Here is a 15,692-nt window from a genome sequence, read left to right on the forward strand (position 1 = left end):
GCGCTTTCCGCACGAGTTCTCCGGTGGTCAGCGTCAGCGCATCTGCATTGCCCGGGCGCTGGCGCTCGATCCGAAGGTGATCGTCGCCGATGAAAGCGTCTCGGCGCTCGACGTCTCGATCAAGGCGCAGGTCATCAATCTGATGCTGGACCTGCAGCAGAGCCTCAACCTCGCCTTCCTGTTCATCTCGCATGACATGGCCGTCGTCGAACGCGTCAGCCACCGTGTTGCGGTCATGTATCTCGGTGAGATCGTCGAGATCGGCCCGCGTGCTGCCATCTTCGCCAACCCGCAGCACCCTTATACGAAGACGCTGATGGCGGCCGTTCCCGTCCCCGATCCGGATCGCCGGCGCGTGAGACGCGGACTGTCGACGGAGGAGCTGAAAAGCCCGGTCCGACCGCTAGATTATGTTGGATCAAAGCCCAGTTACCGCGAGATCGGCGCTGGCCATCTCGTCCGGCTGGAACCTGCTGCATCACCGTGATGCGACGTTATTGAAATGTCGACCGTCACGACAATCAATCGTAGAGCTCGCCATGGCCGATCTGCTCTTTTGCAGCGCCACTTATCGAGGAATTGCCAGCCGCGTCAGGGTCCTTGCGATGGGCATCCTTGAGGAAATTTGCCGCCTCCGCAATAGCGACGGTGATTTCTTCAGTGCCCCATCCTGCTTCGTTGGCGCTTGCAATCAGCTGTTCCAGGGCCTGGCGGGCGGCATCGCTCGCTTCTTTGAAGCGTTGGGAAGGAACTTCGGTCATCGGTGATGGGAAGGTCATTGATACATCCTTCAGTCGATCATGGATCTCGTACATCAACGCGGCCGCATCGAAATGGATGCAGCAGTGAGTATCTTTTCTTAGCCATTGCCATTGTGCGGCTCGATGCAACATCGCGGACCTTTCGAAAAGGCCTTCTTCAGTATGATAACCACCGCCATCGAAGAATTGGCAGCATATCCGGCCCAACTGGGAACTACCGTCTTGTGAGGCAATCCGATTCGGCAGGCGCAGCGCATGGTCAACACCGGCGCTTAGCGAACCTAGTCCGGATATTGGAAGTCTTAAGGATGTTTATCAACAGCAGATTACAACCAATTAAAACATTTGATCTTTTTGACCGTCGAGTGACAGGCTTGTTTATCTCTTATGACGTCGGACTCGTCATGGTCAACCTCGACAAGCCGGTCGTGTTTAGCCCACTCACGCCCCTCAGGAATCTTTCAACACGGATTGACGAGCATCCCATCGCTGGCAGACCTGCATGACTTCCACCAACGACTTTATCGCCGAAATCATCCGCGCCGCCAACAGGGTCGAAAGGCTGGGCGATACCGAAAAGCGCCGACTCCTGCAGCGGGCAGTGGTGACAATCAGCAAGCTACGCGAGCGTAGCGGGATACCGAGCAGCAATACCAACCACGATGCGGTTTTCGCCTTGCAAGCGATCGAAGTGACCGTCGAGCGACGCGAGGCCGGTGAAATCAAGCAAGCCCTTCTTATGGCCGCCGACGTGATCCGGACGCTGCACATCGTGCTGGATTCGGGAACACAGATTACGACAAAGGTGCCACAGGTGCCACAGTAAGCCGCCGTGAATCGCATCGCCAGGCGCGGCTGTGGAGGCAGAACAGCACACCACACCGCATCAGATCGAGAGCGAAAATCAGATTGCTTTATCAAACGCGACGACGGTCGGCCCCAGGCCGCATTCCCCGCGCGACAGGTCCAGCGATCCCATCAGTGCGCGCGATCTCATCGCGTCAGGCCGCAGCAACAGTCAGGCTTAAAGGCGACCCGCAGAGGCCAACGACGCATGGATGGGTTGGCCGATAAAGGCTCGCGCCGTACATGGATTGGTACAGCAGCGCGAGGACTTTGCAGCAAGCCGCAAATAGTCCCTTCGAGGGTGGCGCCGCCGAGAGTGACCCACGAGATTTGCAGCATGGCGGATGGCTGAGCCGCCTGGGCGTTCGCAATTTGGCGGTCGTTGTTCGGTCCGACGAAACGGGGAATATCCTCAATTTCAGTCAGCATCACTGCCGCGTTGACGAAACGTTGGAAATTCTGACACTGCGCTCGAAGAAATCTTCCGCAAGCAGTCTCCCGGCACGCCCTCTGCAATGTCTCATAGGAAATGTGGCGCTTGTGTTGTGTTCCAATCATTCATCAACAATATCAAAAGCTTCATCGCTTTTCATAATCTCTTAGATGAAATGCTTGCGCTGAACGCAAAATAGCAAGATCAAACTGAAATGCCGTTTTTGCCTCCTTGTCTTCGGCGTGTTGACACCAAAATTCAGGAGGCGATTTTGACGCGTTCAAGACCGCCAGTAAGGCTGCGGCGAACAATATAAAACTCGAGGTGCCTGCCATACCTCAGTGGCTCCAGGTCTCCAGGTCATGCGCAGGCCATCGCGCCGGCAGGCGCAAAAGCTGCGAAGATCGTCGAACGAGGCCATATCGCCACCTTTGGTCAATCTGCAGAAGAGACGTTCGCAATTGTCGCAAGTCCGCGCTCGTATTTTAACGTGTCGCCTCCGGTTTGCCGCGCTTGATCAAGATTGTCCTCGAGATCCGCCTGCTTGACGGGCCGTGCCAGCCGGTTGGCGATCGCCCGCCGCACAAAGACCTCGTCTTCTTCGCCTTGTCTTTTCGTCAACGCATCGACCGCGGCAAGGACAGCTTGGGAAAAGCCCTCTTCCTTCAGCCGATCGAGCGTCCATCCCCAGGCCTTTTCAGGCACATCGTGAAGGTAGGCGACCACTTTCTCTTCGTCGCCAGATACTGCGTCCGCGACCCTTCGGCAGTGGTCAAAGTAGGGGTTTCCAAGCTTGTCCTGCTGACCGTCGTGGGCTTCGGTTGCGATTTGAATGGCATGTTGGAGATGCTGTTCAGATTGCATCTAATTTCTCCTATCGGCGCGATTTCGCCTCGAGGCGAGCGACGATTAAGGGGATCGCGACTGTCGCGATCGCACTCACAGGAATGTGTCTCAGCACCCGCGCGCCGACAGCGGTCGCGGCCATGGCGCCGACAAGCTTCGCCCATGGGTATGTGCCGAGCTGGTCATGAGCGCTGGCGTCGGCCCATTCGAGGTTGGATCTGGCAACGATCACCGCTTGCTGCTTGACGAGCGACAGCCTTGAGCGGAGGTTTTCGATCTCGTCCCGCACATGATCAAGGTCATCTCTAACTCGCTGGAAAGGACGTGTTTCCGGCGGTCCGCTGTCGGACGCTGAATAGGTTTCGGCTTCAAGCGCGGCGAGATGAGCCTGCAGCTGGACGTCGGTGTCAAGGCCTTCCGAGAGGGTTGTGTCGCGCTTAGGCATGATGTTCCTCCAATAGATTTGCGGTCACAGCACAGCGCGCCTTGGCGCTGCGAACACACGTCGGGCGTCCCTTGGGGTGCCTCGCCCCTTTGATCGGATTGCCCTGTGATCGCTCGTGCGCTCAACTCCTGCCGGAAAGGAATGTTCCTGAGCTGATTGTCGTTTTGGCATCGACGAGCCTCGACACTCTTGACCGCCGAAGCGGCCGGTGGATGCAGTGCGATCGTCGGCCCTTTAGAGTCCTCTCAAACTCGGCGGATCGAGTTCTGTTTTCCGCTCAGGCCCGATCTTTCGCGGCCGCGATCCCATTTGCCAAGGCCACCCTTCAGGTCCTCACTTTCGGCCGTTGGCGGCTGCTTGTGCAGACAGGCGTTAAGGAACGACATCAACGCGCGGACGTTCCCATGGACTTGCTGTTGTGGGAGGCTTTTTATGTCTGATGAAATCCCATCCAGTTTGGACGCCCTCGAACCCCGCAACGGTAGTCCCAGTCCTCGTCTCGATGAGAGGGAATTCAAGAAGCGGTTCCTGAACCAATTCAGGGACAAGGCCTACGCAAGTCTGGCATCTGAAATAGATAAAGTGGCATCTGCAGCCTGGGACGCCTATCTGCATTCCCGCAAGAGTCCAGTGACGAGGAAAGCTGGACCGAATTTCTTCGATCCGCACTATAAGCTTTCTGCGGACTGGCTCAAGGCTCGGCGCGCGGTCCAGGAGGCGCAATCGCGCCACGAGGATGCAAGTGGCCCGCCGCGCGTGCTTTTGATCAATGCATCGTCGCGTAGCGAACACACCTGTCCCGGCGAACTATCGAAGAGTTACAGGATGGTCCAGCTGGCGAAGCAGATTTTCCAGGAAAGATCCGATTTCAAAATCGAAGTTCTCGACCTCAGTCGTATTGCATCCGAATATGGCCGGCAGATCCATCCCTGCAAGTCGTGCTTCTCCACAGCGGCGCCCCTGTGCCACTGGCCCTGCTATCCGAACTACTCTCTCGGACAAATCCACGACTGGATGAACGACATCTATCCGCTGTGGGTCGAGGCGCACGGCATTATGATCGTGACCCCAGTCAACTGGTACGCGACCTCCTCTCCACTGAAACTCATGATGGACCGACTTGTTTGCGCAGACGGCGGCAATCCGGATCCAACCAGCACTCACGGCAAGCATGCCCGGGAAGCAAAGGCAATTGAGATGAAGGGCTGGAACTACCCCAGGCATCTCAAGGGTCGCCTCTTCTCGGTCGTCGTCCACGGGGACACGGAAGGCGCAGAGAATGTCAGGAGAAGCGTTTCGGACTGGTTGCGCTCAATGGATCTGATCTCCGCCGGAACGCTCGCTGAAATCGATCGCTACATCGGCTATTGGGAGGCATATGCCACCAGCCACGTCGCCTTCGAAAAGGATCTCGATATGCAAAACGAGGTCCGAAACGCTGCAAGGACACTGCGCGAGGCTGTCGTTGCAAAGCGTCGCGGGGATATGATCGAAACTGGAAGTGACCTGGAGCATCCTCGCCAAAAATAGGGTCGTCGCAGATGCTACGGCGCGCCATGCCACCGCCATCGGTTCGAAGGTTCACACCCAGGCCGATCAGATTTTGGGCGCGTGTGGCTTTCTGGTGATTGCTCATTGACCGGCGGCCGCTATCGTCATCCAAAAATGGGGTGATCATGGCAAAGACGGACTGGCCGAAGGAGCCGCTGACAAGCGAAACCATGAAGATGCTCGATCGCATTCTTCGCGAATGGTGCGCCGAGCAAGATTGCGAGCCATCGAGTGAGGCCGCCATCGTGCAGGCCAAAGCCCTCATTGACTGGTTTGAATTCGGCGTGCGGGATGAGGCGGAGCTTTCGAGACTGCTTCGCGACGAGCTCACGACAAAGCAATCGTAGGAACTCTGAGCGTCTTTGGAAGTTGTGTTGAGACACAGCCAAGGAGACATGAAACGCATTCCTGTCGCCTGCATCGCCACGGCACCCATTTGGCGCTACAAAACGGCAGGACAATCGTGACCCGAACGCTGGCCGCACGCCTGTCCAGCTTTCGAGCATCATCTCCAAATGGCCCAAGGACCTTAACACGCAAACCGTGGGAGATCGCCATGCCAAACTATCCAGTCCCGCCCTTCGACACCCCCAAGCAGCCAATGCCCGGATCGACGAACGCCATGTCGCCGTTGCCTGACCATGGCGAACATACTTATCGTGGCTCCGGTCGCCTCAAGGACAAGAAAGCCATCATCACCGGCGGCGACAGCGGTATCGGCCGTGCGGTTGCCATAGCTTACGCCCGAGAAGGTGCCGATGTTCTCATCGCCTATCTGGACGAGGATGAGGACGCCAATGAGACGAAAAAATGGGTCGAAAAAGCCGGTCGCAAGGCCATCCTCTTGCGCGGCGACATCCAAAACCCCGAGCATTGCCGCCACATCATCGACACGGCCAGGGCAGAACTCGGCGGCATCGATATTCTCGTCAACAATGCCGCTCATCAGGCAAGCTTTAGCGACATTGGAGACATAAGTGACCAGGAATGGGAGCTGACATTCAAGGTCAATATCCACGCGATGTTCTACCTTTCCAAGGCGGCGGTTGCGCATATGAAACCAGGCAGCGCGATTATCAACACTGCCTCGATCAACGCTGACAGTCCAAGCCCGCACCTGCTTGCCTATGCCACAACAAAAGGCGCCATCCAGAACTTCACCGCTGGTCTTGCCCAAATGCTTGCGGACAAAGGTATCCGGGCAAATGCGGTGGCGCCCGGGCCGATCTGGACGCCACTGATCCCATCAACCCTGCCGGAGGACGCAGTCAGGAACTTCGGAAAACAGGTTCCAATGCACCGTCCTGGGCAGCCGGCCGAACTGGCGACGACCTATGTAATGCTCGCCGATCCCCTGTCGAGCTATGTCTCAGGCGCAACAATTGCCGTTACAGGTGGCAAACCGATCATCTGATCGCAAGCGCCGCCAGCGAGCGTTTTGCCAGCCGCTTCTGGCGACGTTCAAGTCCCCATTGCTCCGACTTTGGAACCTTGGACTTGATCAAGGGTTAGACCGTCAGGAACGATCTACAGCGATGGCAGCCGGCAAGCCTGCCTCAACCCCCGCAATGACAAACGGAGAACTAAAATGGGCATGAATTCACCGAAGAATGGCCCACCGGGAACCACCGATCAGTCGCCACGTTGGGAAGGCCCCAAGGGCAATACTCCGAGAGGCTATCTTCCGCCGAAAGACGATCCGGACAACGATCGCGACGCGCTTGGTGAAAACAACCGTGATCCAAAGAGAAAGAATCTTTCCGATGCCTTGAAGACAAGAGGAGGAAGCTGACATGGGTGGAAGCCCCAAGAAAGATGCGGCCGGGCAATTCGCGAAGTCTCAAGCAGACAGAAAGGCTTCCGGCGTTCACAGCGCCAAGCCCACCGTCATAACGGGTTCGGAGGATGCCACGGTTCATAAAAACCCTCCAGGCAAGCAAAAGCCAGAAAAAGACTGGGATCTGAACTACGATCCGACTGAGATGAACGAGGGTCAATCTCACTGAGTGTTGTCATCGGCGGCGCAGAAGAGGCCATTGCCTCGTTATTGCGATATCCGCTGGCCCCAGTTCGGTTTCCAGATGCCTATATCGGCATTCTATCGCGGAGATGCTGCGAAGTTCGCTGGAAAATGGCGAAGGCATAGGCGATTTCGTCGGCCTGACGGAAAAGCTGCGCAACTTGTAACTGGTGCAGCCTTTCTACGCCATTAATCCGAAGCTCGGAATAGATTGCGCCGTATGGCTATCGTCGAGATCATGAAGGCGCTTTGGGCAAGACAGACGGTCAGTCGGCTGAAGCCGATCAAGGTTGACGAGGAAAGACTTTACACGCTCCCGACCGAACCACCGATGATCGTTTAGAGTGAATGTGCCAAATGACCCGTTTCATGGCACCTGCGGCAGCAAAAAGGTCTGCTTCACCCGCGCCTCCCGTCACCCTACGCTTCCTGCGGCACTGGTGGTAGAGCGTTTTCCCGCGTATGCATCTGCCTGGACGTCAGGGGTCAAAGTGAAGCTGTCGTACGATCGAGAGCTGCAGGACGTTTTCAACTGGGTTCTGTTCCGGCGAGTGCGGCGGCAGCGACGACAAGATGATCTTGTGCGACATCTTCAGTGTCAGCGTTTATCGGACGACATTATTCTTTCCAAACGATTAAGTCTTAAGAGTTGACATTACGCAATGGCGGAAGGTAGCATATAGCATGACGGAATAAATGATATCGTTTTGTCGATACTGATAAGTATCGAAATCGAGGTAGCCTACACCTTTAAGACACTGTTCCTGCCTGAATCCCTTGCATCGCGCAAAACTCGGTCGACATTCTTTTAACATAGCCCGCTTCAGCGACATTTATATTTGCACGAGGCGCGCGCTGTGTTGTTTTTTAACTTTGAAATTCATCGTTAATGTAACACTAAATTCTGGAGCAGCGTGAAGAGCATATGATTAAAATCGATCTTTGCGGGCCTTTGAAAGGTGCTCAGAGCGTCATTGCTCTACGGTCAGGGGCTGCATCGCAACTGAGCGCTAAACAGAGGGATACGAGGCTAGCAGCATGAAGTTTCACGGAACACCTTTGGATGGTGCATACGTAATCGAGCCGGAACCGCGCGGGGACGAACGTGGATGGTTTCAGCGCGTCTTCTGCGAGCGAGAAATGGTCGACGCCGGCTTGGAAGGCCGCTTCGTACAAGTCAATAACTCGTTCAACGCCGAAGCGGGCACCCTGCGTGGGTTGCACTACCAACTCCCGCCGTCGCCAGAAGTCAAGATCGTCCGGTGCCTCTCCGGAGCACTGTGGGACTGTATCGTCGACCTGCGACCCGATAGCGCGACGTACCTTGGTTGGCACGCCGTTGAGTTAACGGGTGAGAACCGGCTGGCATTTTATGTGCCCCGCGGCTTTGCGCACGGGTTTGTGACCCTAAGACCCAACACCGAGACGTTGTACCTTGCCAGCGAATTCTATGATCCAAACTCGGAGCGCGGTGTGCGTTGGAATGATCCAAAGTTCGGCATCGCCTGGCCGGTTGAAGGCCTGGTGATTTCCGAGAAAGACGCGAAATGGCCCGACTTCGATGAGGATTTTCATGGCGTGGAAAGCCTACGCGGCATCTAGCAGGAGGTTCTGATGGTGATTGACACGCTCCTGAAGAAACGGGAACAGGATGGCCGTCCCATTAGGGTCGGGATGTATGGCGCGGGCTTTATGGCGAAAGGCATCGTCAACCAGATCTCCAACTCCGTACCGGGAATGATCCTTTGCGTGATCTGCAACCGAAACGTGGAGAAGGCTGTATTAGCCTACCGCGCTGCTGGCCTCGAGGCATCCTACGCCTGCGATGGCGACAAGCTCTCCGGCTTGATTGCCGAAGGCACGCCGGCTGTGACTGATAATCCAGCATTGTTGTATGAGTCGGATGATCTGGATTGCTTGATTGATGCGACGGGAGCGATTGAATATGGCGCCAACGTCAGCTTGGGCGCAATCGCACACGGTCGCGATATGGTGACCATGAATGCCGAACTGGACGGTACGGTTGGGCCGCTTCTCAAGAAAAAAGCCGATGCGGCAGGGGTTATCTTCACGGCCTGCGATGGAGACCAGCCCGGAGTACAGATGAACTTGTGGCGCTTCGTCAATTCCATCGGCCTTACGCCGCTGGTGTGCGGCAATATCAAGGGCCTACAGGACCCCTATCGCACACCGACAACGCAGGCCGAATTCGCGGCAAAATGGGGGCAGGACCCGCATATGGTCACCAGCTTCGCCGATGGCACAAAGATCAGCTTTGAGCAGGCTATTGTCGCTAACGGCACTGGCATGTCCATTTTGAAGCGCGGCATGACAGGTGTCGAGCATCGTGGCCATGTCGATGAACTCGTCAACGCGTATGACATTGAAGCACTGAAAGCCGTGGGTGGAGCCGTCGACTATGTTGTGGGCGCAATACCAGGTCCGGGTGTCTTTGTTCTCGCCACCCACGACGACCCGAAGCAGCAGCATTACCTGAACCTTTACAAGCTCGGAACCGGCCCGCTTTATAGCTTTTACACACCCTACCATCTTTGCCATTTCGAGGTTCCCCTCTCAGTGGCTCGGGTTGTACTTTTACGCGATCCGGTGCTTCAACCGCTGGAGGGGCCGAGGGTGGAGGTCGTGGCGACTGCAAAGCGCGACCTCAATGCTGGCGAAACGATCGACGGTTTGGGCGGCTATATGAGCTATGGCCAATGCGAGCGCGTCGATGTCGCCGCCGCTCAGGATTTGCTGCCCATGGGGGTTGCAGAGGGATGCGTCTTGAAACAGTCCGTGGCGAAGGATCAAGTCCTTACCTATGCCGATGTGGTGCTGCCTCCGGGCCGCACCATCGATCTGCTGCGCCGCGAACAGGCGGCGATGTTTGCTGTGTAGTTCTTAGGCGACAACTGGCTCTCTCCAACCGTATCGCTTCCCCGCTTGAAAGCGGGGGATTTGCGAGGGCGCGAAGCTCCTGCGATAGTTATCGCTTCAACCGAGAGCCACTGCCCTTCCTCCACGATCATAGCCGCCGTGTTCCTCCGCAGGATGTTGATTGCACCATTGTGGTCGGCATGGGCGCGCAAGCCGCATTGGCGACAGCGGAAAGACGCTTGGCTTTCGCGGCTTTCCCTGTCCACGGCTCCGCAGGCCGAACAGGTCTGCGAGGTGTGGCGGGGATCGACCTTGCACAGGTATCCGCCCCGTTCTTCGAGCTTGTAGGCCAACACGGTTTCAAAGCCGTGCCAGCCTTGTTCGAGGATCGCCCGGTTCAGGCCCCGCCTTCTGGCAGACGCTGGTTGCGGGCGCGTCGACGGTTCCCCTGGCGCTGCGCGTCAGGTTGCGCGTGGCGAGGTCTTCCAGCACGCACCTCCGTTGCGAAGCGACGGGCGATATCAAGACTGGCCTTGTGCCGCCAATCCTGCCGGATGCGGGCAGCGCGAGCCTGCAAGGCTGCAACGCTGCTTTCGAGTGGAATTTTCGACTCCCCTTCCGCAGACAGCTTCTCTCTTCGGCGCTGCTTAAGCGGCCCGGCATGGATTTTGCATTGGCAATAGCTACCGGGCTAAACAGAGAGCAAGGTGTCATGAAAGAAAACAGTCTGGCCTTTCGGCCCGTCGGTCAACCGAGTTGCTAATTCTGTCAGGCGCGCCCCGAAACGCTTCGACAGCGATGGCAGATCGATGACGGCGAGGACCTTTCCGAGGCACTCATGGTGTGCCTGGAGGGCTTGCATAACCGCGTGCCTCTCGAAAATGTTCGCGCAGCATTCATCAAAGCCGCCCATGAAGCGATTGATGCGGCGCGGCAGAAAGAAGGGATCTTTGCCCGCGCCAGGATCCATCACCGGAGCCGCAAAATTAGCGGCATTCAGGTGGTCAAAAGCCGATATTCATCTTGAAACCAAACGTCTGAATAGCATTTACCTGTGATTTTTACTGCATTGACCCGTGGTCTTTACAATGAATACTCTGATTTGCATTCTGCGTTTTCTTGCATATGTGAGGCGTACCGTGCAGCAGATCTATACTATTCAATATCTGCGAGGGATCGCAGCAGTCGCAGTTCTCTTATTCCATGTCAGCGAACGACATGATCTCGGCTTTTCAGTCGGAGCTGCGGGTGTCGACCTGTTTTTCGTCATCAGCGGCGTTATCATGTGGATCACGACTGACGGAACAGCCATGACGCCGGCCCACTTTATTCAAAAACGCGTCAAAAGAGTTGTGCCACTTTATTGGGTTGTGACGTTTGCGACATTTGCTGCCTTGCTCGTCAAACCGGCCTTTTTCTTCAATCACGATGGATCGTTGCAAAATCTCATTGGCTCGTTGTTTTTTCTTCCGCACATGAAGGACAGCCTCCATCCGGTCGTCGTCCAAGGGTGGACACTCACCTACGAAATGGTTTTCTATCTCATCTTTTCCCTCACACTATTCTTCAGGGAGCACACTACCAGACTAACCTTGGCAATCGGCTCGCTGTGCATCATGTGCCTTGCGCCGCTCCTGTTGGATTGGCCTTACCTGCGGGCTTTGACAAGCCCCGTCATCTTGGAATTCGCCGCCGGTCTGTTGATTGGCCGTGCATTCGTCCGTGGACCGGATTGTCCGACTTGGCTGTGTATAGGACTTGCGGCCGTCGCTCTGATCTGCTTGGCAGCGGCCTCGGCCTTGGATGCAGACCTGCCGCGCGCCATAAAATGGGGTGTTCCTTCGGCGTTTCTCGTCCTTGCCGCGGTGATGTGGGAGCGGCGAAGGAATGTCGAGCCATCCAGCATACTGCTCTTCCTTGGTAACGCGTCGTACTCGATCTATCTTTGGCATGTGTTATTCGGCGTGGCGATCGTCGCGCTTCTCCTGCGAAGCGGGATCCCGCATTGGGCCTTCCCTCCGATCGAAATCGCGGCCGCCCTCGGCCTGTCGCTGATTGCCTATGTTTCCATCGAAAAACCGCTGGGCAGCTGGATCAATCGGCGATTTCAGTCCAAAGGTCGCGCCTTGGCGGCATCAATCACCTGACGAAAAGAGGCCCGGGCCTGGCCGGGAAGGCCGCAGCCGCGCATCTGGAAAGAGCGGAGCGGGCAAGGCCCGTGCGGGGCGCGGCCGCAAATCGACCGGCGCAGACTTCAATTGACGCGGGATACCAGCGGGAAATAGCGTTCAACAACGCGAGCGCTGCCGAAATTCGACAGGTGGCCGGAATCGAAATAAAGCATCCTGCCATCATCAATGTAAGGGCACTCGCCGGCTGCGCAATCCATCGCAATCGGATCAACGAAATCGGCGCCGCCCGCAGCAGTACGCAGCCGCTGGTTAAAATCGTGATCGATCACGGTTGACCAAGAGGCCGCTTTTTGGCCGGCGCCTGCCTTCTTGAAAGCAATGACGTCGACATTCGTTACAAACATTGGCGATTGCCCAATCACTATAACCCGCAAGCCCTCCGCCTGAAGCTGCCTGACAGTGTCTTCGAGCATATCCAGGCCGCGGCGTTGCAAATCAACCCATCGGCCCGAGAGCACGACCGTCTTAACGTCAAGCGACCGGATGATGTCTAGAGCCTTCTGATTGAATGCCTGGCAGTTCGGTCTGGCGTAGGAGTAGTAGGCAAGAACCGGAGGGCATCCGGCAAATGTATACTCATAGACGCGGCCATGAATGTGCGCAGCGTTCGCCACGATCCCGGGGGCGTAGTGGGCGGCATAGGAATCCCCCCACAAAAGCGCAACATCGCCGGTGTTTGTCGTTAAAGCGCAATCTTCGGGGCGCCATTTTTTAAAGCCGTCGTCGTCTTCGAAAAAGCAGGTGCCGTTCCGCCACGTCTGGCCGGCCTGCACTGTCGTATCGGCGCTCGCTACAACTGCAGAAACGTCGAGCATGCGCGCTTCTGCCTTGGTTGCATAGCCAGGAAACCGCTGAGGGAAGCCATGAGCGGCGATGCCCGCGTATCCGAACAGCGAGACGATCGACATGCTGGCAAGCGCCGAGCCGATGAGGGCGCGCCGAGGCCAACTCACGGTCTGCAGACGGAACGGCGTTTCGACAAAGCGCCAGGAGAAAATGGCAAGCAGAAGGCTGGCGGCGATAATACCCATGGCATGGAGCCCGTTGGGCTCCTCAAGGGTCACGTATCGGACGAAGACGGTAATTGGCCAGTGCGCCAGATAGAGCGAATAGGAAATCTTGCCGATGAACACGAACGGCGCGCTCGCAAGGATCTTGCCGACCACAGAACGGGTCGGGCCGCCTGTATAGATGATGAGAGCCGCGCCCGCGCATGGCAAAACGGCGGCGAGCCCCGGAAATGGGGTCGCATCAGTATAGGCAAATACCGAATAGAGGATCAAGATCGCAGCGCCGATCGCAACGGCGCTGTTTGTCCGGTAGGACAGCGTGCTTTGTCCTCCCCAAAGCGCCAGCAAGCTTCCAATCAAGAGCTCCCAGCTTCGTGTCGGCAAGAGGAAGAAGTTTGCCGTCGGAGCGACGTCGATCGCATAGATGCTCAGTGCCAGGGACAGTGCTAGGGCGAGTGCGAATGCACACAACCGCACGCGGAAGTTCACTTTGTAGAGCACCCACATGGCGATCGGCATGAAGATGTAGAACTGCTCTTCGACCGCCAGCGACCAGGTATGCAGCAGCGGGCGTAAAAGCGCGCTGTTCTCGAAATAACCTGAGAACTTCCAAAAATAGATATTTGAGGTGAATGTCCCGACGGCCACCAGGCTTCGGGCGAAGTCTTCGAAGAATGATGGCAGGAAAAGCATGTAGGCGGCGATCGCCGTCAGTAAAACATAGAAAACCAGTGCCGGAATGATCCTACGAAAACGCCGTTCGTAGAATGTCAGTATGGAAAATCGACCATTCTTGAGATCATCATCCAGAATTCTCGTTATGAGGAAGCCGGAAATAACGAAAAAAATGTCGACGCCGACGAAGCCGCCAGAAAATCCGGCGACGCCGGCGTGGAAAAACAGCACCGGCAATACTGCTATCGTCCGTAATCCGTCAATCTCCGGCCGATACTTCATGAATATCCTAGTTTGTGAAAGGATTTTCAGGTTTATTAATCATGGGTAATCAGCTTAGAAGCCGAAGTCAATAGAACAGTTAAACTGGAGAAACTTCCTCATCTGTCCTGTGTAACATGGTTTCTTTTTTGTTCATCGGTTTCCTGGATAGCTGTTTGTGATTTACGTCGATGGCTTACTTCACCAGTCGAAGCGGCCGGCGCCCACCTAGAGAGTTGAGTTTGATTTACTCAGAGCCATACTTGCAGCCTCGAGTTGGTTTCGGCATTCGCTTGAACAGCAGGCGCAAGGGTAGTCGGCGATGACTGGCCAGAATTTTTAGCGATCCGCGCGGCAGCTTTTCTGAACGGGATGAAGAGTGAAGAATGATTGTCGGCCATCCGTCGTGAACCGCAGACGATGGGTGTGTTGCATGCACTGGTCAAGGTGGCGTCGCTATGCCATTGACTCTGCGGGAAATACGCCGACGGCGCCTAACGTCGACTGCGCAAATCGGGACGGCACGGCGGCGGCCAGCGCCACCCAAAGAGCCGGGCCTTGTCAGATGAAATTAAAGCTTGCCTCGGCGATCTTCAGCACCGTCAGGTGGCCAGTGGCCGTTGCCGCCGTGTCGATGGCAACCCGCTGCGGTCCGAATGTCGGCTGCAGGACAGGTGTATGTCCGTGGATGACGAAGAGCGGCCGACGCGGGCCTTCGCTTAAGAATGGCTCTCGGATCCACATGAGGTCCATATCCGTTTGTTTTGACATATCGACGCCAGGCTTTATGCCGGCGTGCACGAAGAGTAATTTGCCCATCTGCAGCGAGACCGGCATCATTTCGATCATGGCGATGTGCTCTTCTGGGACGAGTTCGGCGACGAGAACTTGAAGACCGCGAACCCCTTTCGTCTTGATGACATGCGCAACGTCGATACCGTAGGACGCAAGCGTCTCCGTCCCGGCGAAGTCGAGCCAATCAGCAATGATGGAAGGTTTGCGAAACATGCGGGCGAATTCGTCGTCGTGATTGCCTGAAAGCGCGACCTGCATGAAGCCAACAGGCGGCTTTGCTGCAAGCATGTCGAGAACCTTGCTGCTGGCGGGACCGCGATCGACATAGTCGCCGAGAAAAACGAGCAGCTTTGGGCCAAGATGGGCCCGAGCGTCATCGACTATGCGTCGTTGTGCGTCTGCCAGTTCATCAGCGCAACCGTGTACATCGCTGACAGCATAGATCGCATCGAAGGCGTTATCGGGCCACAAGAGCCTCTGCCTGCCGATCGACTGCGGGTTCAAATTGCGGCGCCAACGCATCGGGAAGTGAAACATTGATCCACCGAAAATGACAACGACTCAAATCTCCCTACAGGAAATGTCTTAACTGAAGCTCAAAGAGGAAGGCTCCTGAATCCCGTTATGGTTCATCTCGATGGGATATGATTACAATTTCACCCTCGTCCAACGCACAGCACCCTTCTTTTCAAGTAGCAACTGCACAAACTTACATCACATTGAATCTGGTTTTAACACATCATTAATTACCATTTACATGTTGTTTCTTTACTGATAACTTTTTCCCAGTAGCAGTGGAGTATAGTGTACTTGCGTGTATCTAATGCGTATCTGACAAACTTGAAATCCAGCAGTCGCTGCACGATTTCGATTTGGCGCCCGTTGCAATATATGCGGCTGGCTCAACAGTTTTTCAGAAAGGACTTCGGCCACTTTGTCCTCTCAAGGTATGGCCCTTTCGCGCTTGGGATATCCCACGG

19 protein-coding genes are annotated in these 15,692 nt (G+C 56.1%); 12 read left to right on the forward strand and 7 right to left on the reverse strand.

Annotated elements, in window-relative coordinates; genetic code table 11:
- Nucleotides 1-487: ABC transporter ATP-binding protein (locus BLP23_RS26565; RefSeq protein WP_139187116.1), on the forward strand; the 487-nt coding region annotated here is incomplete at its 5' end.
- Nucleotides 488-521: 34 nt separating this feature from the next.
- Here the strand turns inward: BLP23_RS26565 and BLP23_RS26570 are convergent.
- Nucleotides 522-779, reverse strand: coding sequence for a hypothetical protein (locus BLP23_RS26570; RefSeq protein ID WP_092587851.1), 258 nt, complete (start codon nt 777-779; stop codon nt 522-524).
- Between the two features lie 484 nt (nt 780-1,263).
- Here BLP23_RS26570 and BLP23_RS26580 point away from each other — a divergent pair, with 484 nt between their 5' ends.
- Nucleotides 1,264-1,587, forward strand: coding sequence for a hypothetical protein (locus BLP23_RS26580; protein ID WP_092587738.1), 324 nt, complete (start codon nt 1,264-1,266; stop codon nt 1,585-1,587).
- 599 nt (nt 1,588-2,186) lie between these two features.
- Here the strand turns inward: BLP23_RS26580 and BLP23_RS33360 are convergent.
- From BLP23_RS33360 to BLP23_RS26590, 3 genes are all read right to left on the reverse strand, one after another.
- Entirely contained in the window at nt 2,187-2,375 is a 189-nt protein-coding gene (locus BLP23_RS33360; RefSeq protein ID WP_139187117.1) for a hypothetical protein, read from the reverse strand.
- A 100-nt stretch (nt 2,376-2,475) separates the two neighbouring features.
- Nucleotides 2,476-2,904, reverse strand: a complete 429-nt coding sequence (locus BLP23_RS26585; protein ID WP_092587739.1) for an HD domain-containing protein — start codon at nt 2,902-2,904, stop codon at nt 2,476-2,478.
- A gap of 10 nt (nt 2,905-2,914) precedes the next feature.
- Nucleotides 2,915-3,331, reverse strand: coding sequence for a hypothetical protein (locus tag BLP23_RS26590; RefSeq protein ID WP_092587740.1), 417 nt, complete (start codon nt 3,329-3,331; stop codon nt 2,915-2,917).
- A gap of 432 nt (nt 3,332-3,763) precedes the next feature.
- On the opposite strand from BLP23_RS26590, the gene BLP23_RS26600 reads away from it, so the two are divergent.
- The 8 genes from BLP23_RS26600 to BLP23_RS26630 all read left to right on the forward strand — a co-directional run bounded on the left by BLP23_RS26600 (nt 3,764) and on the right by BLP23_RS26630 (nt 9,800).
- A complete protein-coding gene (locus BLP23_RS26600; RefSeq protein WP_092587742.1) occupies nt 3,764-4,861 on the forward strand; it encodes a flavodoxin family protein in 1,098 nt (365 codons plus the stop codon).
- Between the two features lie 146 nt (nt 4,862-5,007).
- Entirely contained in the window at nt 5,008-5,229 is a 222-nt protein-coding gene (locus tag BLP23_RS26605) for a hypothetical protein (protein ID WP_092587852.1), read from the forward strand.
- A 209-nt stretch (nt 5,230-5,438) separates the two neighbouring features.
- Entirely contained in the window at nt 5,439-6,296 is an 858-nt protein-coding gene (locus BLP23_RS26610; protein ID WP_092587743.1) for an SDR family oxidoreductase, read from the forward strand.
- Nucleotides 6,297-6,470: 174 nt separating this feature from the next.
- Nucleotides 6,471-6,674: a hypothetical protein gene (locus BLP23_RS34745; protein ID WP_092587744.1), complete on the forward strand. Its 204-nt coding sequence runs from the start codon at nt 6,471-6,473 to the stop codon at nt 6,672-6,674.
- A gap of 1 nt (nt 6,675) precedes the next feature.
- The gene (locus tag BLP23_RS26620) at nt 6,676-6,888 is read left to right on the forward strand and encodes a hypothetical protein (protein ID WP_092587745.1); all 213 of its coding nucleotides are present in this window, start codon (nt 6,676-6,678) and stop codon (nt 6,886-6,888) included.
- A 234-nt stretch (nt 6,889-7,122) separates the two neighbouring features.
- Nucleotides 7,123-7,245 (forward strand): hypothetical protein, encoded by a 123-nt coding sequence (locus BLP23_RS34985; RefSeq protein ID WP_267890108.1) that lies wholly within the window; start codon nt 7,123-7,125, stop codon nt 7,243-7,245.
- A gap of 695 nt (nt 7,246-7,940) precedes the next feature.
- Nucleotides 7,941-8,504, forward strand: coding sequence for a dTDP-4-dehydrorhamnose 3,5-epimerase (gene rfbC, locus BLP23_RS26625; protein WP_092587746.1), 564 nt, complete (start codon nt 7,941-7,943; stop codon nt 8,502-8,504).
- A 12-nt stretch (nt 8,505-8,516) separates the two neighbouring features.
- A complete protein-coding gene (locus BLP23_RS26630) occupies nt 8,517-9,800 on the forward strand; it encodes an NAD(P)H-dependent oxidoreductase (RefSeq protein ID WP_092587747.1) in 1,284 nt (427 codons plus the stop codon).
- Here the strand turns inward: BLP23_RS26630 and BLP23_RS35375 are convergent.
- Entirely contained in the window at nt 9,722-10,180 is a 459-nt protein-coding gene (locus BLP23_RS35375; protein WP_092587748.1) for a zinc ribbon domain-containing protein, read from the reverse strand. The genes BLP23_RS26630 and BLP23_RS35375 overlap by 79 nt on opposite strands.
- A 437-nt stretch (nt 10,181-10,617) precedes the next feature.
- Between BLP23_RS35375 and BLP23_RS35380 the strand changes: the two genes are divergently transcribed.
- Complete coding sequence (locus BLP23_RS35380; protein ID WP_407691809.1) at nt 10,618-10,806, forward strand: hypothetical protein; 189 nt, start codon at nt 10,618-10,620, stop codon at nt 10,804-10,806.
- A gap of 112 nt (nt 10,807-10,918) precedes the next feature.
- The gene (locus tag BLP23_RS26645) at nt 10,919-11,926 is read left to right on the forward strand and encodes an acyltransferase family protein (protein ID WP_167363981.1); all 1,008 of its coding nucleotides are present in this window, start codon (nt 10,919-10,921) and stop codon (nt 11,924-11,926) included.
- 107 nt (nt 11,927-12,033) lie between these two features.
- On the opposite strand, the gene BLP23_RS26650 is transcribed toward BLP23_RS26645, so the two are convergent.
- Together BLP23_RS26650 and BLP23_RS26655 are read right to left on the reverse strand one after the other, a co-directional pair.
- Nucleotides 12,034-13,938, reverse strand: coding sequence for an acyltransferase family protein (locus tag BLP23_RS26650; RefSeq protein ID WP_092587751.1), 1,905 nt, complete (start codon nt 13,936-13,938; stop codon nt 12,034-12,036).
- A 540-nt stretch (nt 13,939-14,478) separates the two neighbouring features.
- Nucleotides 14,479-15,249 carry a metallophosphoesterase gene (locus BLP23_RS26655; protein ID WP_092587752.1) on the reverse strand — a complete coding sequence of 257 codons (771 nt, stop codon included), beginning with the start codon at nt 15,247-15,249 and terminating at the stop codon, nt 14,479-14,481.
- Nucleotides 15,250-15,692 lie beyond the last annotated feature (443 nt).

Source organism: Rhizobium mongolense subsp. loessense, from assembly GCF_900099775.1.
GTDB lineage: Bacteria > Pseudomonadota > Alphaproteobacteria > Rhizobiales > Rhizobiaceae > Rhizobium > Rhizobium loessense.